The 21,409-nt window shown below is 65.1% G+C and carries 21 protein-coding genes; 8 read left to right on the top strand and 13 right to left on the bottom strand.

Going from position 1 to position 21,409, the window contains the following annotated elements:
* Positions 1-2,986: type I secretion C-terminal target domain-containing protein (locus tag F6X61_RS17475; RefSeq protein WP_153787665.1), on the top strand; the 2,986-nt coding region annotated here is incomplete at its 5' end.
* A 22-nt stretch (positions 2,987-3,008) separates the two neighbouring features.
* On the opposite strand, the gene F6X61_RS17470 is transcribed toward F6X61_RS17475, so the two are convergent.
* Together F6X61_RS17470 and F6X61_RS17465 are read right to left on the bottom strand one after the other, a co-directional pair.
* The gene (locus F6X61_RS17470) at positions 3,009-3,386 is read right to left on the bottom strand and encodes a YbaN family protein (RefSeq protein WP_371923719.1); all 378 of its coding nucleotides are present in this window, start codon (positions 3,384-3,386) and stop codon (positions 3,009-3,011) included.
* Complete coding sequence (locus F6X61_RS17465; RefSeq protein ID WP_153787663.1) at positions 3,383-3,970, bottom strand: YecA family protein; 588 nt, start codon at positions 3,968-3,970, stop codon at positions 3,383-3,385. Before F6X61_RS17465 ends, F6X61_RS17470 begins: the two co-directional genes overlap by 4 nt.
* A gap of 243 nt (positions 3,971-4,213) precedes the next feature.
* On the opposite strand from F6X61_RS17465, the gene recQ reads away from it, so the two are divergent.
* Together recQ and F6X61_RS17455 are read left to right on the top strand one after the other, a co-directional pair.
* Entirely contained in the window at positions 4,214-6,361 is a 2,148-nt protein-coding gene (gene recQ / locus F6X61_RS17460; protein ID WP_153787662.1) for a DNA helicase RecQ, read from the top strand.
* A gap of 138 nt (positions 6,362-6,499) precedes the next feature.
* Positions 6,500-6,937, top strand: a complete 438-nt coding sequence (locus F6X61_RS17455; protein WP_153787661.1) for a MarR family transcriptional regulator — start codon at positions 6,500-6,502, stop codon at positions 6,935-6,937.
* Positions 6,938-7,030: 93 nt separating this feature from the next.
* Here F6X61_RS17455 and F6X61_RS17450 read toward each other — a convergent pair whose 3' ends face one another.
* Positions 7,031-9,217 (bottom strand): patatin-like phospholipase family protein, encoded by a 2,187-nt coding sequence (locus tag F6X61_RS17450; RefSeq protein WP_153787660.1) that lies wholly within the window; start codon positions 9,215-9,217, stop codon positions 7,031-7,033.
* A 66-nt stretch (positions 9,218-9,283) separates the two neighbouring features.
* Between F6X61_RS17450 and F6X61_RS17445 the strand changes: the two genes are divergently transcribed.
* Positions 9,284-9,565, top strand: a complete 282-nt coding sequence (locus tag F6X61_RS17445; RefSeq protein WP_153787659.1) for a SelT/SelW/SelH family protein — start codon at positions 9,284-9,286, stop codon at positions 9,563-9,565.
* On the opposite strand, the gene F6X61_RS17440 is transcribed toward F6X61_RS17445, so the two are convergent.
* Positions 9,566-10,456 (bottom strand): DMT family transporter, encoded by an 891-nt coding sequence (locus tag F6X61_RS17440; RefSeq protein ID WP_153787658.1) that lies wholly within the window; start codon positions 10,454-10,456, stop codon positions 9,566-9,568.
* 167 nt (positions 10,457-10,623) lie between these two features.
* Positions 10,624-11,391 carry an AraC family transcriptional regulator gene (locus F6X61_RS17435; RefSeq protein WP_153787657.1) on the bottom strand — a complete coding sequence of 256 codons (768 nt, stop codon included), beginning with the start codon at positions 11,389-11,391 and terminating at the stop codon, positions 10,624-10,626.
* Between the two features lie 124 nt (positions 11,392-11,515).
* Between F6X61_RS17435 and F6X61_RS17430 the strand changes: the two genes are divergently transcribed.
* Complete coding sequence (locus tag F6X61_RS17430; protein WP_153787656.1) at positions 11,516-12,331, top strand: UDP-2,3-diacylglucosamine diphosphatase; 816 nt, start codon at positions 11,516-11,518, stop codon at positions 12,329-12,331.
* Between the two features lie 96 nt (positions 12,332-12,427).
* Here F6X61_RS17430 and F6X61_RS17425 read toward each other — a convergent pair whose 3' ends face one another.
* Positions 12,428-12,739 (bottom strand): DUF962 domain-containing protein, encoded by a 312-nt coding sequence (locus F6X61_RS17425; protein WP_125465053.1) that lies wholly within the window; start codon positions 12,737-12,739, stop codon positions 12,428-12,430.
* A gap of 153 nt (positions 12,740-12,892) precedes the next feature.
* Here F6X61_RS17425 and F6X61_RS17420 point away from each other — a divergent pair, with 153 nt between their 5' ends.
* Positions 12,893-13,939 carry an AraC family transcriptional regulator gene (locus tag F6X61_RS17420; protein ID WP_153787655.1) on the top strand — a complete coding sequence of 349 codons (1,047 nt, stop codon included), beginning with the start codon at positions 12,893-12,895 and terminating at the stop codon, positions 13,937-13,939.
* Here F6X61_RS17420 and F6X61_RS17415 read toward each other — a convergent pair.
* Complete coding sequence (locus F6X61_RS17415; protein WP_153787654.1) at positions 13,896-15,350, bottom strand: TrkH family potassium uptake protein; 1,455 nt, start codon at positions 15,348-15,350, stop codon at positions 13,896-13,898. The genes F6X61_RS17420 and F6X61_RS17415 overlap by 44 nt on opposite strands.
* A 203-nt stretch (positions 15,351-15,553) precedes the next feature.
* Here F6X61_RS17415 and F6X61_RS17410 point away from each other — a divergent pair, with 203 nt between their 5' ends.
* Positions 15,554-16,111 carry an NAD(P)H nitroreductase gene (locus F6X61_RS17410; protein WP_153787653.1) on the top strand — a complete coding sequence of 186 codons (558 nt, stop codon included), beginning with the start codon at positions 15,554-15,556 and terminating at the stop codon, positions 16,109-16,111.
* 132 nt (positions 16,112-16,243) lie between these two features.
* Here F6X61_RS17410 and F6X61_RS17405 read toward each other — a convergent pair whose 3' ends face one another.
* The 6 genes from F6X61_RS17405 to F6X61_RS17380 form a co-directional block, all read right to left on the bottom strand.
* Positions 16,244-17,632 (bottom strand): HAMP domain-containing sensor histidine kinase, encoded by a 1,389-nt coding sequence (locus tag F6X61_RS17405; RefSeq protein ID WP_153787652.1) that lies wholly within the window; start codon positions 17,630-17,632, stop codon positions 16,244-16,246.
* A gap of 12 nt (positions 17,633-17,644) precedes the next feature.
* Positions 17,645-18,061 carry a Spy/CpxP family protein refolding chaperone gene (locus F6X61_RS17400; protein ID WP_110991940.1) on the bottom strand — a complete coding sequence of 139 codons (417 nt, stop codon included), beginning with the start codon at positions 18,059-18,061 and terminating at the stop codon, positions 17,645-17,647.
* Positions 18,062-18,295: 234 nt separating this feature from the next.
* Positions 18,296-18,973, bottom strand: coding sequence for a response regulator transcription factor (locus tag F6X61_RS17395; protein ID WP_153787651.1), 678 nt, complete (start codon positions 18,971-18,973; stop codon positions 18,296-18,298).
* A 7-nt stretch (positions 18,974-18,980) separates the two neighbouring features.
* Complete coding sequence (locus tag F6X61_RS17390; RefSeq protein ID WP_153787650.1) at positions 18,981-19,373, bottom strand: translation initiation factor 2; 393 nt, start codon at positions 19,371-19,373, stop codon at positions 18,981-18,983.
* A 198-nt stretch (positions 19,374-19,571) separates the two neighbouring features.
* Complete coding sequence (locus tag F6X61_RS17385) at positions 19,572-19,871, bottom strand: YciI family protein (protein WP_110991937.1); 300 nt, start codon at positions 19,869-19,871, stop codon at positions 19,572-19,574.
* A gap of 1 nt (position 19,872) precedes the next feature.
* Complete coding sequence (locus F6X61_RS17380) at positions 19,873-20,469, bottom strand: septation protein A (protein ID WP_153787649.1); 597 nt, start codon at positions 20,467-20,469, stop codon at positions 19,873-19,875.
* A gap of 67 nt (positions 20,470-20,536) precedes the next feature.
* Here F6X61_RS17380 and F6X61_RS17375 point away from each other — a divergent pair, with 67 nt between their 5' ends.
* The gene (locus F6X61_RS17375) at positions 20,537-21,397 is read left to right on the top strand and encodes a PHP domain-containing protein (protein ID WP_153787648.1); all 861 of its coding nucleotides are present in this window, start codon (positions 20,537-20,539) and stop codon (positions 21,395-21,397) included.
* The last annotated feature ends 12 nt before the right edge of the window (positions 21,398-21,409 follow it).

Here is a 21,409-nt window from a genome sequence, read left to right as displayed (position 1 = left end):
CAACGCCACCTACCACGCCAACCCCAACCAGGACCTGCCGCCATGGGCGACGGACACCTTCGTCTACACCATCCGTGACGCCGACGGCGACGAGAGCACCACGACCATCTCGGTCAAGGTGTTGGACAGCAAGCTGATGGCGTCCGAGGACAACGACGTCACTGTGTATGAAAAGGCGCTGGACCTGCATAAGGACGGCAATGACCTCGCGGCCGGCAGCGTCGTGGGCAGCGACCCAGGGTCGACCGGCGAGACGGCGTCCGGCAGCCTGGTCGGGTCGGTCACCGGCGGCTCCGGCGCCTTGACCTACAGCCTGGAAAGCAATGCGACAGGACAATACGGGCAGCTTCTGCTCAAGGCTGACGGTTCCTACACCTATACCCTGACCTCTGCACCGAAAACCCCAGGCGGCGCCAACGATGGTGCCAACACGGTGGTGGAACACTTCACTTACAAGGCCACCGACGCGCAGGGCAACAGCGTCACCAGCACCATTGCCATCAACATCGTCGACGACGTGCCCAAGGCCGAGTGCGCAGTGCGCAGCATCACCCCCGGCCAGGTGGACTCCAACATCCTGCTGGTGATCGATGTCTCCGGCAGCATGGCCTGGGATTCCGGCGTGAATGGCCTGAGCCGGCTGGACCTGGCCAAGCAGGCGATCAACACGCTGTTGGACAAGTACGACGCGATGGGCGACATCAAGGTGCAGATTGTCACCTTCTCCAGCGGTGCCACCCAGCAGGCGCAGACATGGGTGTCGATTGGCGAGGCCAAGAACCTGATCGCCGGGCTCCACGCCGACGGCGCGACCTACTACGACTCGGCAGCCACCAAGGCCCAGCAGGCGTTCGCCACCAGCGGCAAGCTCGACGGTGCACAGAATGTCAGTTACTTCTTCTCGGACGGTGAGCCGAGCTCGGGCCACGGCATGACCTCCACGCGTGAAACCACGTGGGAGACGTTCCTCGACCAGAACGGCATCAAGTCCTACGCCATCGGTATGGGCAATGGCGTCAACGAGGGCAATCTCGACCCGCTGGCCTACGATGGCAGCAGCCATGTCGATACCCAGTCGGTGGTGGTCACCGACCTCAACCAGCTCGGCGCGGTGCTCTCGGGCACGGTGCAGGGCGCACCGATCACCGGCAGCCTGATGAGTGGCGGCGACTTCGGTGCCGATGGTGGCTTCATCAAAGCCCTGATGGTGGACGGCACCACCTATGGCTTCGACCCGAAAGCCAACGGCGGGCAGGGCGGTTACACGGTCAGTGGCGGGGTGGACAAGGCGTCGTTCGATACCCTCAGCAACAGCCTCACCATCAAGACCAGCCTGGGCGGCACCCTGCTGGTGAACATGGACAACGGTGAATTCACCTACACGCCACCCAAGGATAACGGCGGCCAGGTGGAGAAGTTCACCTTCACGGCCAGCGACAACGACGGTGATACCAGCACCGCCACCCTGACGGTGAACATCAACGGCAACCATGCACCGATCGCCGCTGCCGACCACATCATCACCAATATCAGCGGTCCCAGCATCAGCGTGCCGGCCGAAGCGCTGCTGGCCAACGACAGCGATGCGGACCACGATCGGCTGAGCGCGGCGCCGATCACCTTCGACACCGGCTTCGCCGACAAAGGCGCAGGCTTCACCCCGGGCGTCCAGGCGCAGACCCTGTACATGGACGGCACCAAGGACCGCGCCGAGAACCAGTTCCGCAGCCTGGCACGCAGCGAGTTCACCAGCCAGTCGGGCAGCATGACCGCGGCGCTGGTGGTGGCGGGCTACCTCGGGCTGATCAGCAACAGCAACGCCAACGACGAGGACACCTTCACCGTCACCCTGCGCAAGGGCGAAACCCTCACCCTCGATCATGACCGCCCGGCCGGCAACCTGCTGATGGAGTGGAAGGACGCCACGGGCAGTTACCAGCCGATTGCCGATGGCCAGAGTTTCACGGCCAGCCATGACGGGGTGTACAGCATTCACCTGGTCAACACCGAGAACGCCCTGGGTAGCAGCAAGGCCGCCGAGAACTACAAGCTGAGCCTGCTGGTGGACTACAGCAACGCCAGCAACCCCGTGGTCCATGACACCTACAGTGTCAGCGACAACCATGGCGGCACGGCGACCGGCAACGTCGATATCACCTATCAGGCAGGTCATGTCCTAGAGGGCACGGGAGGGGACGATGTGCTGCTCGCCGGGGCTGGCGACAATACGCTGAACGGCGGGGCCGGCAATGACGTGTTGGTGGCCGGTGCCGGTAATGACAGCCTGCATGGCGGCGACGGCAATGACTTGCTGATCGCAGGGCCCGGCAATGACTTGCTCGATGGTGGGCAGGGCATCGACACGGTCAGTTTTGCCAAGGCCGCTGCCGGAGTGGTGGTCGATCTGGGCAACGTCGGTGCGCAGAGCACCGGGGGCGCCGGTGTGGATACCCTGACCAGCATCGAGAACCTGATCGGCTCAGATTACAATGACACCTTGATCGGCAATGGCGACGACAACGTGCTCAACGGTGGCGCTGGCAATGATGTGCTCAAGGGCGGCGGTGGCAACGACACGCTCATTGGCGGCCCTGGTAATGACACCTTGACCGGCGGCAGTGGCAATGACACCTTCGTCTGGCAGAAGGGTGATAGCGGGCATGACACCGTGACCGATTTCACCCCGGGCACCGATCGCCTCGATCTCTCGCAGTTGCTACAGGGCGAGAACGCCACCAGCGCTTCGCTGGATGACTACCTGCACTTCAAGGTCAGCGGCACGGGCAGCAACGTGGTGTCGACCATCGAGGTGAGCAGCGTTGCGGGGGCGGCGCCGACCCAGACCATCGAACTGGCCGGTGTCGACCTGGCCCAGCATTACGGGGTCACGGCAGGTGCCGGTGGGCTGATCGCGGCCGGGCATGATACGGCGACCATCATCAACGGCATGCTCAATGACCATTCGTTGAAGGTAGATACGGTGTAGATGGTCTTGCTCCGCGAGGGCGTCAGCCTTCGCGGCGCAATGTCTTCTGCTTGAGAATCCAGGCACTGACCAGCACTGCGCTGGTCAGCATGAACGCCCGCGCCCAGAACAGCGGTACCAGGTAGCACGACAAGCCGATGCTCGCCCACATCAGGCCGATCGCATACACCTTGCCTTTGAGCGGGATGCCCTCGCCGCTGAGGTAGTCGCGAATCCACGGCCCGAGTTTCGGGTGGTTCACCAACCACGCGTGAAAGCGCGGCGAGCTACGGGCAAAACAGGCCGCCGCGAGCAGCAGGAAAGGGGTGGTGGGCAGTACCGGCAGGAAGATCCCCGCCACCCCCAGCGCGACGCTGAGCCAGCCGACGGCCAGCAGCAGGTAGCGCACCACGCCGATCAGTGTCGGCGTGGTTTGAGTACGGCAGGTTTTTCGTCCGGTGCGTGCTGCAGCAGGAACAGCGCGCTCAGCGCTTCGGGAATCTGCACGATCATGTCGTCCTGCAGGTTGGCATCGCTGGCGATGTCGGCGAACTCCGGCTGCTCGTCGAACAGGCCCGAGCCGACCATGATCGGCAGGAGCATTTCGCTGACTTCATCCTCGGAGCTGTCGAACCAGGCCTCTTCACGCAGGAACACGCCCTCCATGAAACCGATGCACCAGCCGCGCAGGTCCGAGTCGTCCGGCTCGTCGGTCAGGTCGAGGTCGCACGGCAGGTCGAATTCCTCTTCGCTGGCCAACTGGCGAGCGATGTGGGCCTTGAGGGCTACCAGCGTCGCTTCGATCTCGGTGCGCTGGGCATCGCTGGTGTAGTGGGGCTCTTCAGCGAACAGCGCGTCGATCCATTCGCGCTCGGGAACCTCTTCCGAGCAGATCGACAGTGCGGTCAGGTAGCCGTGTGCGGCGACGTAGTCCAGCGCTTCTTCGTGCAGCTCATCGGCATCGAGGAAGGCTTGCAGGCGGGTCAGTTGCTCGGCGAAGGACATTACAGGGCTACCTTGGGGAATAAACGATAACGAATTCTAGCACCTTGCGGCGTCAACGGGGCAAAGGGAACGTCTGTCACCGCAGCCTGCCGTGGGCTGAGCCAGTCGGGTATACTCCGCCACTTTTCGTGTTGGGTGGCCTGTGCGGCGATCCGGCAAAAAACGCTTACGCATTTGTACGGTGCCTGGCGGATTTATCGTCCAGCCTGTGTCCAGGATGGTACGGCGATTTTGGAGTGGCAAATGCTCGAACAGGCTCAGCGCGTTCTCAAGGATGTCTTCGGTTACGACAGTTTCCGTGGGCGCCAGGCCGCGATCATCGAATGCGTGGCCAACGGCGGCGACGCCCTGGTGCTGATGCCCACCGGCGGCGGCAAGTCGCTGTGCTTCCAGGTGCCGGGGCTGCTGCGCCCGGGCCTGACGGTGGTGGTCTCGCCACTGATCGCGCTGATGGCCGACCAGGTTGCCACCCTCGACGAATTGGGGGTGGCCGCCGCGGCGCTCAACTCCTCCCTCAGTGCCGAGCAGCAGCGCGAACTGGCCGGGCGCCTGCGCCGCGGCGAGGTGAAGATGCTCTACCTGGCGCCCGAGCGCCTGGTACAGCAGCGCATGCTGGATTTTCTGCGCGACCTCGACATCTCGTTGTTCGCCATCGATGAGGCCCACTGCGTATCGCAATGGGGCCACGACTTCCGCCCCGAATACCTGCAACTGGGCCAGCTCGCCGAGCTGTTCCCCCATGTGCCGCGCATCGCCCTCACCGCCACCGCCGACATGCGTACCCGTGAGGAAATCGTCCAGCGCCTGCACCTGCAGGGCGCCGAGCGCTTCCTGTCGAGCTTCGACCGGCCGAACATCTTCTACCGCATCGTGCCCAAGGAAGCGCCGCGCAAGCAGCTGATGGCCTTCCTCGCCGAGCGCCGTGGCAACGCCGGCATCGTCTACTGCCTGTCCCGCAAGAAAGTCGACGAAACCGCGGCCTTCCTCTGCGAGCAGGGCTTCCCGGCATTGCCCTATCACGCAGGCCTTGCAGCCGAAACCCGCGCCGCCAACCAGCACCGCTTCCTCAACGAGGAAGGGCTGATCATGGTCGCCACCATCGCCTTCGGCATGGGCATCGACAAGCCCAACGTGCGTTTCGTCGCCCACCTCGACCTGCCCAAGTCGCTCGAGGCCTACTACCAGGAAACCGGCCGTGCCGGCCGTGATGGCCTGCCGTCGGATGCCTGGATGGCCTACGGCCTGCAGGACATGGTCATGCTCAAGCAGATGCTGCAGAACTCCGAAGGCGACGAGCGCCACAAACGCATCGAACAGCACAAGCTCGACGCCATGCTGGCGCTGTGCGAAGAGACCCGTTGCCGCCGCCAGTCGCTGCTGGCCTACTTCGACGAAGTGCTGGAGCAGCCCTGTGGCCACTGCGACAACTGCGTAGACCAGATCCAGACCTGGGACGCCACCGAGCCTGCCCGCCAGGCACTGTCGGCGGTGTTCCGCACAGGCCAGCGTTATGGCGTCGGCCATCTGGTCGACGTGCTGCTGGGCAAGGACAACGAAAAGGTGCGCAACTTCGGTCACGAGAAACTCTCGGTATACGGCGTCGGCAAGGCGCTGGCCGAGGCCGAATGGCGCTCGCTGTTCCGCCAGCTGGTGGCCCGCGGCCTGGTGGACATCGATCTTGAAGGCTATGGCGGCCTGCGCCTGTCCGACAGCTGCCGGCCGCTGCTGCGTGGCGAGGTGAACCTGCAGCTGCGTCGCGACCTCAAGCCACAAACCGTGGCCAAGTCGTCCGGCAGCAGCGGTGGCAGCCCGGCCAGCCAGTTGGTGCGGGCCGAGGAGCGCGGGCTGTGGGAGGCGCTGCGCACCCTGCGGCGCAAACTGGCCGAAGAGCACAGCGTGCCGCCCTACGTCATCTTCCCCGACTCGACGCTGCTGGAAATGCTGCGCAGCATGCCCACCAGCCTCAGCGACATGGCCCAGGTCAGCGGCGTCGGCGCCCGCAAGCTGGAGCGCTACGGTCAGGCCTTCCTCGAAGTGCTCAATGGTGCCGGCGGCACCGAGGAGGCACCGAAAGTGGTGCTCGACCTGCGCCACGAGCTGGTCAGCCTGGCCCGCGCCGGCATGACCCCGGCGCAGATCGCTGGCCAGCTCAACTGCAGCGAGAAGAACGTCTACAGCCTGTTGGCAGAAGCCATCGGCCGACAGGAGTTGAGCCTGGAGCAGGCGCTCGACCTGCCCGAAGAGCTGATGATGGAGGTGCAGGATGCCTTCCTCGATGGCGAGGGCGAGCTGCCGCCGGTCTCGGCAGTCGCGCCGCTGTTCGGCCCACGCGTTCCCGAAGGCGTGTTGTATTGCGTGCGGGCGGCGCTGGCATCGGAGTTCGGCTTGTGATCGCTGGCATTTGTGCCATTTGCTGACCTTTGTCAGGCGATTACAGGATTATCGGATATTTCCCAAGCGCTGAACCTTGCCTCATGGGCTGGGGCATGGTTAGCTGACTAATAATTAGTTCTATTCATTGAGTTGCTTATGCCCCTGACCGACAACCAACACCGCTTCGGCATGCAGCTGGCCCAGATGTCCCGGGGCTGGCGTGCCGAACTGGACCGCCGCCTCGCCGGGCTCAATCTTTCCCAGGCGCGCTGGTTGGTGCTGTTGCACCTGGCGCGTTTCGACGATGCGCCAACCCAGCGTGAGCTGGCCCAGAGCGTCGGGGTCGAAGGCCCGACCCTGGCCCGCCTGCTCGACAGCCTGGAAAGCCAGGGCCTGGTGCGGCGTCAGGCGGTGGTGGAGGATCGTCGGGCGAAGAAGATTGTGCTGTGCCCACCGGCCAAACCGCTGATCGATCAGATCGAGACCATTGCCAATGCTTTGCGCGTGGAGCTGTTCAGCGGGGTGGATGAAGCCGATCTGGAAGTGTGCATGCGGGTACACGCCAAGATTCTCGGCAATCTCGAGAAGTCCTGAGTCGCAGCCAAATCGCGGGGCAAGCCCGCTCCCACGCAGCGTCCACAGCGTGGGAGCGGCGGTGCGCCGCTGCGACTTGCCCCGCGATGCGTTCTAGAAGGTGTGCCCCAGATTCAGGTACACCGCCTGCTCATTCGCATCGTTGGCCCCATAGCTCAGGTTGAGCGGGCCGAGCGGCGTCTCCAGCCCGAGGAAGATGCTCGCGGCATTGATGTAGCCACTGTCGAATTCATTGTCGTTGTTCCACGCCCGACCTCTCTCCAGCGACCCGCCCACGTAAAGCGGGAAGTCCAGCGGCAGGTAGGCGCGTGGCGTCAGGCGGCGGTAATAGACCATGCGCAGCAGGCTCATGTTCTGCCCGGAAATCGAGTCCTGGCGAAAGCCCGACAGCTGCCGGGCGCCGCCGAACACGAAGCTCGATGTCACCACTTCGGCATCATCCAGCGTGCGCCCGTAGCGCCCACCCAGCACCAAGGTATTCGGTCCGCTGCTGAAGGCCTTGTCCAGGTTGAACAACCACTGCCGGTAGTCCTGGTCCGAATCCAGCGATTGGTCGTACTTGCGCGCGGTCAGGCCGATTTCCTCGCCGCTATGGGGGAAGTAGACATTGTCGAAGGTGTCGTACGAGTACTTGAGCTCGTAGAAGCCCTCGTTGAAGCTGACCTTGGGCAGGCTCTGGTCGCCGATGCGCACCTCGGCCTGGCCCCAGGCCTTGCCCACGCCCAGGCGCACTTCGCCGTAGGTGCTGATCTGCCGCCCGACGTTCAGGCCAAAGCCGTAGCGCTCCAGGCGGTATTCGGCCACCGGGTCGTTGTCCAGCGTGGCCTCGACGTTCTGTGAACCGAGGTCCAGATACGGGGCGATGAAGTAGCGCGAGCCAACGTCCAGCGGCTGGTAGAACTCGCTGTACAGCTCCTGCTGGTCGCCGATCTGGGCGCGGGTCAGCCATTCGGCGCCCAGGCGGTTGATGCCGTTGACCCGGTAGCTGGCGCCCAGGTTGAAGGCGCTGTCGCCGCGCAGGTCATCGGACAGGTTCAGGCCCAGGCGCAGGTAGTCGGTGCCGCCGCGCCGGCCGCGGGCCTTGATCACCAGGGTGTTGGCGTCGCCCTTGTGCACCACGCGGTATTGCACCTGGTCGAAATAGTCCAGGCCGTACAGGGTGCCCATGTCGGTCTGCAGGCGATCGAGTTGCAGCGGCTCGCCGATCGGTTGGCGGATGTAGTAACGGATCACGTCGTCGCTGACCTTGGAGTCGTTTTCCACCTTGATCGCAGTGATCACCGGGGTGCGCTGGCCGGGTGAGCGGGCCACCGCCAGACCGGCATCACCTTCGGCCTGGCGCAGCGCCGCCAGACGCGGGTCAAGGGCCCGAGTGGCGCGGTAGCCGGCGTCGATCATGTCGCGGGCGCGGCCGAAGTCGGTGACGCCGAAGCTGGCCAGCGGCGGCTGCACCAGGATGTCGTCGCGGGCCAGGCTGGCCAATTGTTCCTCGGAGTTGCGCCGGGTCATCAGGGTGATCGACTGGTTGAGCACGTCGACCACCGTGGCCAGCTGCTTGCGGTTGCGCAGCGGGGTGCCGATGTCGACCACGATGGCGATGTCGACACCCATCTCGCGCACCACGTCCAGCGGGATGTTGTCGGTCATGCCGCCGTCCACCAGCAGCCGGCCGTCCAGTTCCACCGGGGCGAACACCGCCGGGATCGACATGCTGGCGCGGACCACCTGGGGCAGGTGGCCGCGGCGGAACACCACTTTTTCACCGGTGGTGATGTCGGTGGCCACGGCGCGGAAGGGAATGGGCAGCTTGTCGAAGTCGCGGATGTCGGCGGTGTGCGCCAGCTTGCTCTCCAGCAGCAGCGAGAGGTTCTGGCCCTGGATCACCCCCAGCGGCAGGCCCAGGCTGCCATCGTCGCGAAAGCTCAGCTTCTGCTTGACCAGGAAGTCGCGGTCATCCTGCTTGCGGCGGAACGGGATGTCCTCGCGCGGCGGGGCGTCGGACAGCGCCTGCTGCCAGTCCAGGGTGGTCGCCAGTTTTTCCAGCTCCTCGACGCTGTAGCCCGAGGCGTACAGCCCGCCGACCACCGCGCCCATGCTGGTACCGGCGATGGCGTCGATGCGCACGCCTTGTTCCTCCAGGGCCTTGAGCACACCGATGTGCGCCAAACCGCGGGCGGCGCCGCCCGACAGCACCAGGCCGACCTTCGGCCTGGCAGGCTCGGCGGCGAACAGGGTGAGGGAGGTGAGCGTCAGCAAAAGGCATAACAGCAGGCGGCGCATCGTGAGTCTCAAAAGCAGCGGTAAAGACCGCTAGTATAAGCGGCCCTTCCTCTGGAGATGCCCGACATGGCCGACAGCAAACCGCAGATCGTCATTACCTACTGCACGCAGTGCCAATGGCTGCTGCGCGCCGCCTGGCTGGCCCAGGAACTGCTCAGCACCTTCGGCGACGAGCTTGGCCAGGTGGCGTTGGCGCCAGGTACCGGTGGCGTGTTCCGCATCACTTGCGACGGCGTGCAGCTGTGGGAGCGCAAGGCCGATGGCGGCTTCCCCGAAGCCAAGGTGCTCAAGCAGCGTCTACGCGACCTGATCGACCCCGAGCGCGACCTGGGCCACAACGATCGCTGATCAGGCGCTTTCCACCACGGCGCGCGGTTTCACCGGCTGCTCGGCGGCCATGCGGCTGGACAGCACGATGGCGAAGATGATCAGCGCGCCGCCGGCGAGCATGCGCAGGGTGGGGGTTTCGGCGAACACCACCCAGGCCACGGCGATGCCGTAGACCGGCTCCATGCCGAACACCACCGCCGCGGTGCGGGCCTTGATCACGGCCAGGCTGGCGACAAACAGGCTGTGGGCGACGCCGGTGCAGAACACCCCCAGCAGGGCGATCCACAGCCAGTCCATGGGCGCTACGCTGGCCAGCCCCGGGGCGGCGAAGGGCAGCAGGCACAGGCTGACCACCAGGTTCTGCCACAGCGCCGCCTGTACCGCCGGCAGGCGCCCGGAACCTGCGCGGTTAGTCAGCGACAGCAGCGAGAACAGCAGCCCCGAAAGCAGCGCCCAGAGCAGCCCGCCGGTGGCCTCGCTGGCCAGGTCGAAATCTGGGGTGACCAGCACCAGGCCGATGCTCACCAGCACCACCAGTACGGCCTCGTTGCGCCGGATACGCTCACGGAACAACAGGCCTTCGAGGATGACCGTGAAGGCCGGGAAGCTGGCAAAGCCCAAGGTGGCGATGGCCACGCCCGCGACCTTGACCGCGACGAAGAAGCTCACCCAGTGCCCCGCCAACAATACGCCGCCCAGCAGCAGGCGGCGCAGGTCGCGCCCGCCCAAAGGCTGCCAGGCCTGACGTGCCAGGCTGGCGAACAGGCCCAGGGCGAGCACGGCGAAGGCGGCGCGGCCGAAGACGATGATCGACGGGCTGGCACTGGCGGCCAGTTTGCCGAACACGCCGGTCAGGCCGAAGAACAGCGCGCCGATGTGCAGGGCGCCGAGGGCGGTGCGGTGGTTCATGGTGGTCCTTGGGTTGTTTGCGCTTCATCACTGGCCCTATCGCGGGGCAAGCCCGCTCCCGCGCTAAAGGCAGGTTCCACTGTGGGAGCGGGCTTGCCCCGCAATAGGGTCGGTACAGGCGCCCAGTGTAAAAGGCCGGTTCGCCGGTGTCTGTCGCGCATCTCGCGTCAGTTATCGCCGGGCTCGCGCCGCAACGCCGAGGGTGTACAGCCAAATGCCCGCATCACCGCCGCACTGAAGGCACTCTGGGACTCGTATCCCACCCGCGCGGCGATCTCGCCCACTGGCAGCAGGGACTCGCGCAACAACTGCCGGGCCATGAGCAGCCGTCGCTGGCGGATGTAGTCCATCGGCGTCATGCCGCATTCCGCACTGAACCGCGCATGCAGCCGAGCGCTGGACAGCCCGGCCAGCCGCGCCAGGTCAGCGACCTGCAGTGGGTAGGCGGCGTGCTGGTCGATATGGGCGTCGAAGGCTGCATAGGGCAGGCGAGTGCTGGCGGCTATCGGCGCGGCGGCCTGCGGGTTGAGGCTGGCCAGCAACAGCACCGCTCCCTGGCGGGCGATCAATGGGTCGTCCATCGGGCTGGTCGCCAGCCAGTCCACCAACTGCTGCTGGCGGTTGTCCAGGCCCAGCGCACCGGGGCGATCGAGCAGGCGGCGGCTGGCATCGGCATGCGCCCCCAACTGTTCGCCGAGCCAATGCTCGCCCGGCACATCCAGCACCAGGCAGTGACTGCCGGCGGCGCTGCCGCAGGTATGGTGGGCGCCGGCAGGCACCACCATCAGGGCCTGGCGATCAACCCGCGCACCCTGGCCCTGCACCTCGAAGTCCAGCCGCCCGCGCAGGCCGAACACCAGTTGCGGGTGCTCGTGGCTGTGGGCGATCAACTCGTCACGGTAGTGACGCAGCGAGAGCAGCGGGCCGGTGGTCATGGTGGGTCCTCGTAGGGCAGGGCAAGAGTGTACACCCGGCAAGGTGCGATCAGTCGTCATCGGCCTGCCACCAACCTGTCACCTGTGCCTGCCAGTCTCCAGCAAACTGTGCCGGAGCCTGCCCATGACCCATGCCGAAACCGTCCGCCCGTCACGCAAGCAGCGTGTACGTACCCTGTGGATCTCCGACGTGCACTTGGGCACCCGGGATTGCCAGGCCGAACATCTGTCGCACTTTCTCAAGGGGTATCAGGCCGACCGCATCTACCTGGTCGGCGACATCATCGATGGCTGGAAGCTGCGCGGCGGCATCTATTGGCCCCAGGCGCACACCAACGTCATTCGCCGCCTGCTGACCATGAGCAAGCGCGGTACCGAAGTCATCTACGTCACCGGCAACCATGACGAGTTCCTGCGCCGCTATTCCAAACTGATCCTCGGCAATATCCAGTTGGTGGACGAAGCCGAACACCTCACCGCCGATGGCCGTCGCCTGCTGGTGATCCACGGCGACCAGTTCGACGTGATCACCCGCTATCACCGCTGGCTGGCGTTCCTGGGCGACCGCGCCTACGAATTCACCCTGGTGCTCAACCGCTGGCTCAACCACTGGCGCGCCCGCTACGGCTATGGTTACTGGTCGCTGTCTGCCTACCTCAAGCACAAGGTCAAGGGCGCGGTGAGCTTCATCAGCGATTTCGAGGATGCGATTGCCCACGAGTGCACCCGGCGAGGCTTCCAGGGCGTGGTCTGCGGGCATATACACCATGCCGAGATACGCATGGTCGGCGAGGTGGAATACCTCAACTGCGGTGACTGGGTGGAGTCGTGCACGGCGCTGATCGAGCATTGGGACGGGCAGATCGAGCTGTACCGCTTCGCCGATGCCCAGGCGCGCGAGGTGGCGCAGCGGTTGGCGGAGCTTGGCGAACCGGCGTGAATCGTGCTGGCTTTATCGCTGGCAAGCCAGCTCCCACTTCGATCGCGCGCACTCCTGCGGGAGCCGGCTTGCCGGCGATGAGGCCGAAACTTGCAATCAGAGGCTGAGCCGGCCCAGAAGAATGTCGCGAAACATGGCGAAGTCGCCGATCAGGCTGTACCAGGGGTGGGTGAAGGTGGCTGGGCGATTTTTTTCGAAGAAGAAGTGGCCGGCCCAGGCGAAACCGTAGCCGGCCAGAGGCACGGCGAGCAGCAGCAGCCACTTGCCGCTGGCGAGGGTGTAGGCGAGCAGGGCGATCACCAGGCTGGTACCGACGAAGTGCAGGCGGCGGCAAGTGGGGTTGCTGTGCTCGCCCAGATAATAGGGATAGAACTCGGCAAAACTGCGGAACTGCGCTGTGCTGGTCATGGCTGTGCTACCGAAGCTGCTGTTGAAGACAGGATACACGGCGTGGAGCCTGAATCGAGTCTAGAGTCAGCTGATGCGCTGGCCAGTGACAATTGGCGCCAATTGAGTATCCTTTCGATTCACCGCAGGAGCGGTCAGCACAAGAAGCCTGTCATGAGTGAGAGAACCACTTCAGCCAGCTGGGCATCAGGGATCGTCAAGGCGCTTGAGCTGGAGGGGCTCGACTGCCCGGCCATGTTCAGGCAACTGGGACTTGATTTTGCCGCCCTCGAAGATCCCGATGCGCGCTTCCCCCAGGACGCCATGACCCGGTTGTGGCAACTGGCGGTCGAGCTGTCCGGCAATGAAGCCATCGGCCTGAACATGGCCCGGGTGGTGCGCCCGGCTTCGTTTCATGTGGTCGGTTATGCGCTGATGTCCAGCCGCACCCTGGCCGAAGGTTTCGAGCGCCTGGTGCGTTACCAGCGGATCATTGCCGAAAGCTCGGACCTGAGCTTCCGCCTCGGGCCGGAAGGTTATTCGCTGATCCTGACCGTGCACGGCGACCACCTGCCACCCACCCGGCACAGTGCGGAAGCCTCGCTGGCGTGCGCCCTGGCGCTGTCGACCTGGCTCAGCGGGCGGCCGATCCAGCCGCGTCGGGTACTGATCCAGGGCCCGCAGCCGAAAAATGTCGAGCCATACAAGGTGGCGTTCCACGCACCACTGGTATTCGGCGCGCCCCATGATGCGCTGGTGTTCGAGCGCGCCGACATGGAGGCGCCTTTGCCCACCGCCAACGAAGCCATGGCCATACTGCATGATCGTTTTGCCGGCGAATACCTGGCGCGATTTTCGGAGAGCCGGGTCACCCACCGTGTGCGCCAGGTGCTGTGCCGCATCCTGCCGCAAGGCGAGCCCAAGCGTGACACCGTGGCCCAGGCCCTGCACCTGTCCCAGCGCACTCTGCAGCGGCGCCTGCAGGACGAGGGCACCAGCTTCCAGACCCTGCTCGACGACACCCGTCGTGAACTCGCCGAGCAGTACCTCGCCCAGCCGGGTACCACCTTGCTGGAAACCGCCTACCTGCTGGGGTTTGCCGACCCGAGCAACTTCTACCGGGCATTCCGCCGCTGGTTCGATGCCACCCCCAGCGAGTACCGCGCGCGCTTGACCCTCAGTGACGCCAGAACGCTGGCATGCACAACACCAGCACCGTGATGATCTCCAGCCGGCCCAGCAACATGCCGCCGGCCAGGATCCACTTGGCGGCATCCGGCAAGGTGGCGTAGTTGCCGGCCGGGCCGATCACCTCGCCCAGGCCCGGCCCGACTCCCGAGACGGTGCCCGCGGCACCGGTCAGCGCGGTCATCCAGTCGACGCCCAGCAGCGACAGCAGCAGGGCGATGATGCAGATGGTGATGGCGAAGAAGAACGAGAAGGTCAGGATCGAACGCACGATCTCTTCGTCGAGGCGGTGGCCGTTGTACTTCTGCTTGATCACCGCGCGCGGGTGGATCAGCTGGTTGAGGTTGGCCTTGAGCAGGATATAGGCCACCTGGAAACGGAAGATCTTGATGCCACCGGCGGTCGAGCCCGAACAGCCGCCGACGAAGCCCAGGTAGAAGAACAGCATCAGCGAGAAATTACCCCACAGGCTGTAGTCGCCCAGGGCGAAACCGGTGGTGGTGACCACCGAGGTGACGTTCAGTGCCACGTGGCGCAAGGCATCGAGCCAGTGCAGCTCGGTGGTGGCCCAATACCAGGTGCCCAGCACCAGCCAGGTGGCCACCAGCATGCCGAGCAGGCCCTGGACCTGCTGGTCCTTGATCAGCGCCTTGCGGTGGCCGCGCAAGGTGGCCACGTAGAGGGTGAACGGCAAGCTGCCGAGGATCATCACCACCACCGCGACCCAGTGCACCGCCGGGATGTCCCACTTGGCCAGCGACTGGTCGGAGGTGGAGAACCCGCCGGTGGAGATCGCCGACATGGCGTGGTTGATCGCATCGAACAGGCCCATGCCCGCCCACCAGAACGCCAGGCTGCCGAACACCGTGATGCCGACATAAACCCCGACGATCGACTTGGCGACCATGTGCGAGCGCGGCATGACCTTCTCCGAGCGGTCGGACGACTCGGTCTGGAACAGGCGCATGCCACCGATGCGCAGCAGCGGCAGGATCGCCACCGCCATGCCGATGAAGCCGATGCCACCCAGCCAGTGCAGCATCGAGCGCCACATCAGGATGCCGGGCGACATGTTGTCCAGCCCGCTGAGCACCGTGGCGCCGGTGGCGGTAATGCCCGACATGCTCTCGAAGAAGGCGTCGGTATAGCTGATGTGCTGGGTGAGCAGGAACGGCAGGGCGGCGAACACGCACACCACCAGCCAGCTGCTGACGGTCAGCAGGTACATGTCGCGCGGGCGCAGGTGCACGTGCTCGGGGCGGCCGGGCACCACCAGGCCGAGGCCGGCGATGAAGGTGATCAGGCTCGACCAGAGGAACGACGGCATGTCGCCGGTGCGTTCGAAGACCACCAGGGTCGCCATGGGCACCACCATGCTCACCGCCAGGGTGATCAGGAAGATGCCGATGATGAAACCAATGATCCTTAAGGTCGGCAACGCCATGTGATCTGCCCTGACTCGCAACGGAAAGGGCGCCATTCTACCTGTGGACCGTGTCTTGTAAACGTACGATCAGTTGATGCGTGGGAGCGGGCTTGCCCCGCGATGGCATCGAGCTGGAATGCATCGCGGGGCAAGCCCGCTCCCACGTTGCCTTGCGGTTGGTGCAGAATGGCGGCACTTTCAACTTGCCAGGAGGGAAGCCGATGGAGGCTCTCGACGCATTGCTCAACCGTGTATCCGTGCCACGCCTGACGGAGCCCGCGCCCAACGCCGCACAGCGCGAGGCCCTGTTCCAGGCGGCGCTGCGTGCGCCGGACCATGGCCAGCTGCGGCCCTGGCGTTTCCTGACCATCGAAGGGCAGGGCCGCGAGAAGCTCGGCGAGCTGTTCGCCGAGGCGGTACAGGCCAAGGGTGATGCCTCCCAGGCTGCGTTGGACAAGGCCCGGGCCATGCCGCTGCGCGCGCCGCTGTTGATCGTGGTGATCGCCAAACTTCAGGATCACTTCAAGGTGCCGAAGATCGAGCAGCGCCTGGCCGCCGGTTGTGCGGCCCACGGGATCCTGATTGCGGCGCATGCCCAGGGGATCGGCGCGGTATGGCGCACCGGCGACATGGCCTTCGATGCCCATGTGCACAAGGGCCTTGGGCTGACCGAGAATGAAGAACTGATCGGCTACCTGTACGTCGGCACGCCTATGGCCGAGCCACGCACCGCGCCGATCCTGGAAACCGCCGAGTACGTCAGCGCCTGGGGTGAGTGATTGAGCGGGGGGCCGCTTTGCGGCCCTTCGCGGGTAAACCCGCTCCCACAGGATCGCGCGCGCGTTGAGAATGGCGCAGTCCTGTGGGAGCGGGTTTACCCGCGAAAAGCTGCATGGCCGCTCAGGGGTATGTCAGCCAGCGTTGACTTCACAGGGCAACGCCAGCGTCGCCACAAACCCACCCTGCGGATGATTCGCCAGCGTCAGGCTGCCGCCATGACGCTCCGCCGCCTTGCGCGCGATCGCCAGCCCCAACCCATGCCCCGGTGCTTCCTGCCCCGGGGCGCGGAAGAACGGCTCGCCCAACTGCGCCAGATGTTCTTCTGCCACCCCCGGCCCATGGTCACGCACGCTCACGACAATACGCTCCTGTTCACGGTGGGCATCGATTTCGATCGGTTGCCCCTGCGGGTTGAAGCGCAGGGCATTGCGCAGCAGGTTGTCCGCCGCTCGCTCGATCAAGGTCGGCCAGCCTTGCAGGGTCAGCCCTGGCTGCATCTGCAGGCGCACTTCCTGATCCGGCGCCGCCAACTGGGCGTCTTTACGCACGCCACCCAGCACGGCATTGAGGTCCACGGGCTCGGCATGCGCCTGCTCGGCATCGACCCGGGCCAGCACCAGGATTTCACTGATCAGGTCTTCCAGGCGGTCGCATTCACGGGTCAGTCGTGGCCACAGGGCCTGGCGCTGTTCGGGCCCGGCGCGTTCGGCCAGGGCAAGGGCGACGCGCAGGCGCGCCAGGGGCGAGCGCAATTCGTGTGACACATCGCGCAGCAACTGGCGCTGGCTGCCGATCAGGCTCTGCAGGCGTGCGCCCATCTTGTTGAAGTCGTTGGCCAGTACGCCGAACTCGTCGCGGCGCACGGCCAGGCGCGCCAGGCTGTTCTGTTGGTAGCTGGTCTGCCCCAGGTCATGCACCGCGCCGCGCAGACGGCTCAGCGGGCGGGTGATCGACAGGGTCACCAACAGGCTGAACAGGGTCAGCACCACCAGCGCGATGCCCAGCGCGCTGAGCGGCCAGATCAGGCTTTCGCGGTGCCAGGCGGCCAGTTCCGGGTGGGGGATACGGTAGATCAGCAGATAGGTTTCGCCGCTGGTGGGGCTGGTGTATTCCTCGGTCAGGCGGCGCCAGGGCAGGCGGCGTTCGTCGTTGTGCTGGCGCGCCTCGAAAGCGGCAGCGCGGCGCGGGAAGGTACCGGGCACCACGGCATCGCCACTGTCGTCGAGCACTTGCACGTCGATCTTGTAGCGTTGCTTGCGCCGCTCGAGGAAGCGTTGCGACGACTCCAGGCCTTCCTGCTCGTAATGCTGCACCCAGCGGCTGGCCAGGGTGTTCAGGCCGGGGTGGCGGCTGAGGATCCAGGTGTCCTGGTTGAGCATGTGGCCGAGCAGGATCGACAGGCCGGCGACCAGGGCGATGGCCAGCCAGAAGCTGGCCAGGATGCGCCAGAACAGTGAACGCAAGACGAGCACCTCCGCAAAATGGCAAAAGCCCGGCCCGCGAGGGCGCGGGCCGGGCATGGGGTGGACAGCTTACTGGGCCTTGGTGCCTTTTTCAGCCTTCCAGGCCTGGAACTCTTGCCACTCGGCTTTGCGCGCGGCGCGTTCCTTCTGCAGTTCGTCGAACTTCTTCTGCTGGTCCGGCTTGAGCAGGGCGCGGATCTGGCCTTCGGTCTTGTCGTGGCTGGCCTTGATTTCGTCCTTCATGGCCTTCTGCTCGGCAGCTGGCAGTTTGTTCATGTAGCGCTCGGTGATGTCGCGGCGTTGCTGCATCTGCTCGCCCATCAGCTTGCCGATCTGCTGGCGCTGGTCGCGGCTCAGGTCCAGTTGGGCGAAAGGCGCGTCACCGCGATGATGCGGGCCGTCGTGACGCGGGCCGCCTTCAGGCATGGCCATGGCCACGGTCGGCAGGGCGGCGGCGAACATCAGGGCGATAAGGGTCTTGCGCATGGTGTCTCTCCTTTCAGGGGCCGGTGGTTACCGGATGAGCCCAGTCTAGGGAGATCAAGGTCAAGGGCGGTCAGGCGAGGGTAAAGGCTGGGTAAAGATCAACGGAGCCGCTGGACGTTCGTGGGAGCGGGCTTGCCCCGCGATGGCGTCGGCGCAACCACCCGGGTTTTCCCTGCCAACGCTATCGCGGGGCAAGCCCGCTCCCACGTAGCGTCGCTCCCACGCTGAATCCTGTCAGAGGCTGTAGTAGTAACCCCGGCTACGCAGTGCGACGATGCGCGGGCGGCCGTCGGCGTGCGGGCCGATCTTCTTGCGCAGGTTGCTGACATGCATGTCCAGGCTGCGGTCGTAGAGGGTGAGCTTGCGGCCCAGGCCGATCTGCGCCAGCTCCTGCTTGTCCAGCGGTTCACCGGGCTGGCGCAGCAAGGCTTCGAGGATGCGGCTCTCGGACAAAGTAAGGGTCATCTCGCGTTGGTCGATGCTGACCACCCCGCGTACCGGGCTGAAGACCATGTCGCCGACCTCGATCTGCGAGGTGGGCGCGCTGGGGTGGCTGCGGCGCAGCACTGCGCGCAGGCGAGCGGTGAGCTCGCGAGGGTCGCAGGGTTTGGCCAGGTAGTCGTCGGCGCCGAGCTCCAGGCCCAGGATGCGGTCCAGCGGCTCGCCACGGGCCGAGAGCATCAGCACCGGCAGGTCGGCGTGTTCGTTGCGCAGCTGCTTGAGCAGTTCCAGGCCGCTGCCATCGGGCAACATCACATCCAGTACCACCGCTGCCGGAGCGTGGGCGGCCAGGGCCTGGCGCGCGCTCAGGCCATCGTGGCAGGCGCGCACCTCAAAGCCTTCCTGGGTCAGCCAGCTGCCAAGCAGCTCACACAGCTCCTGGTCATCATCAATCAGTAACAGCTCGCTCATGTCTCACTCAATTCAACCATTGCCGGCGTCGTCTGTGACCGCCGCTGGCTAAGATACCGCAGACTACCGACAACAGTGCAACGGCCGAGCCGATCAGGAACCATTGTTGCTGGTCGGTGAGCAGGCGTTGCACAGGATTGGCCGCGGCCTGCAGCTCCTTGATGGCCAGCTTCAGGCGCTGGTTGTCCTGGCGCAGGCGGCTCAGTTGGGCACTCTCGCGCTCGCTGTCCTGGCTCTGCATTTGCTGGGCCAGCAGAGTACGTTGTTTCTCGCTCTCTTCCAGGCGCTGCTGCAGCTCGGTGATCCGCGCTCCGGCTTCCAGCGACAACGGCTGTTCGGCCGCGGCGAAAGGGGATAGCAGCAACAGGCAAAGCAGCACGGACATCGGACCTTGACGCATTGGGACTCCTGATTCTTGTCGGTTCAGGAGGTTGTCGGCCGGTCGTCGCAATTTATGAATAGTGCAGTGCGGGGGTGTAGCTGGGAGCAGCTGCGTGGGAGCGGGCTTGCCCCGCGATAGCGATAGCTTGGACTGGCGCAATCGCGGGGCAAGCCCGCTCCCACGAAGCTGCACCCACAACAACTACTCAAAAGCCTGTTACGGCAGGACTTGCTTGAACGGCTTGACCACGACCTTGTCGTAGACGCCGGCAGCAATGTACGGGTCGGCGTCGGCCCAGGCCTGGGCGGCGGCCAGCGATTCGAACTCGGCGACGATCAGGCTGCCGCTGAAGCCGGCGGCGCCCGGGTCGTTGCTGTCGATGGCCGGGTGCGGGCCGGCCAGGACCACGCGGCCTTCGGCCTTGAGCTGTTGCAGGCGCTCGATGTGGGCAGGGCGGGCGGCCAGGCGTTTTTCCAGGGAGTTCGCGACGTCGCTGGCGATGATGGCGTAGAGCATGTCAGTCCTTGGGTTTGGAAGTGGAGGGGTCGGTGTCGTGCAGGTGGCGCGAAAGGTATACACCCTGCGCCACCAGGAAGATCACGGTCATGCCCAGGCTGCCGAACACCTTGAAGTCGACCCAGAAGTCCTGGAAGGTGAAGGCGACGAACAGGTTGGCGGCGCCGCAGACCAGGAAGAACAGGATCCATGCCAGGTTCAGGCGGGTCCAGACTGTTTCTGGAAGTGTCAGGGCGTGGCCCATGATGCGTTTGATCAGCACCCGGTCACCGATGAAGTGGCTGCCGGCGAAGGCCAGGGCAAACAGCCAGTTGACCACCGGCGCCTTCCACTTGAGGAAGGTTTCGCTGTGGAACGCCAGGGTCAGCCCGCCGAACACCAGGCAGGCAACCAGGGTCAGCAACTGGCCTTTCTCGAGCTTGCGGTGGCGCAGGAACAGCGCGCCGTAAACCACCAGCGAACTGAGGATAAGCATCGCCGTGGCGCTGTAGATACCGCCGAATTCAAAGCTGTGGCCTGCGAATTCGACCGGGCGCGGGTCCAGTTTGTAAACGATGAAGAACAGCAGCAGCGGGATGAAATCGATGAATTGTTTCACAGTGGCAGCCAGAAGCGGGATGTGACGGCATAATAACAAACATCGATTCCGGCGAAAGCGCTCCACCATGAATGTTGATCTGCACTGTCACAGCACGGCCTCCGACGGCGCCCTGTCGCCCACGGCACTGGTCGCCCGGGCCCATGAGCATGGGGTGCGGACCTTGTCGCTCACCGACCACGATACCCTCGAAGGGCTGCCCGAGGCCCGCCAGGCCTGCCTCGACAATGGCATGCACTGGGTCAGTGGCGTGGAGCTGTCGTGCACCTGGGGCGGCGCGACCATCCATGTGCTGGGTTACGACTTCGCCCTCGATGCACCGCCTTTGCTCGAAGCCATCGAAAACCTCCACCGTGGCCGCTGGCTGCGCGCCGAAGAGATCGATCGCAAGCTGGCCGCCAAGGGCATGCCCGGGGCGCTCGAAGGTGCACGGGCGGTGCAGCAGGAACTGGGCGACAGCGGCAACGCCCCGGCACGCCCGCATTTCGCCGAGTTCATGGTGCGCGCAGGCTTCGTCAAGGACCGCGGCGAAGCGTTTCGCAAGTGGCTGGGCGCCGGCAAGCTGGGCGACGTCAAGTTGCACTGGCCGACACTCGAGGAAACCGTCGCCACGCTGCGCCAGTCCAATGCGTGGGTGAGCCTGGCTCATCCCATGCACTACGAACTGACCCGCAGCAAGCGCAGACGGCTGATTGCCGACTATATTCAGGCAGGTGGGCAGGCACTGGAAGTGGTCAATGGGATGATGCCGCCCGAGCAGGTGGGGACGATGTCCATCCTCACCCGTGAGTTCGGCCTGCTGGCAAGCGCTGGCAGTGATTTCCACGGCCCCGGCACCTGGGGCGAGATCGGTGCCTACCGGCCATTGCCTGAGGACTTGCCACCCCTGTGGCGCCGATTCCGACATGAACAGCCTATGGCGGTATGAACAGGACGACTT

This window comes from Pseudomonas sp. EMN2 (genome assembly GCF_009650555.1).
Classification (GTDB): domain Bacteria; phylum Pseudomonadota; class Gammaproteobacteria; order Pseudomonadales; family Pseudomonadaceae; genus Aquipseudomonas; species Aquipseudomonas sichuanensis.
This window is presented reverse-complemented; position numbering and strand designations above follow the sequence as displayed.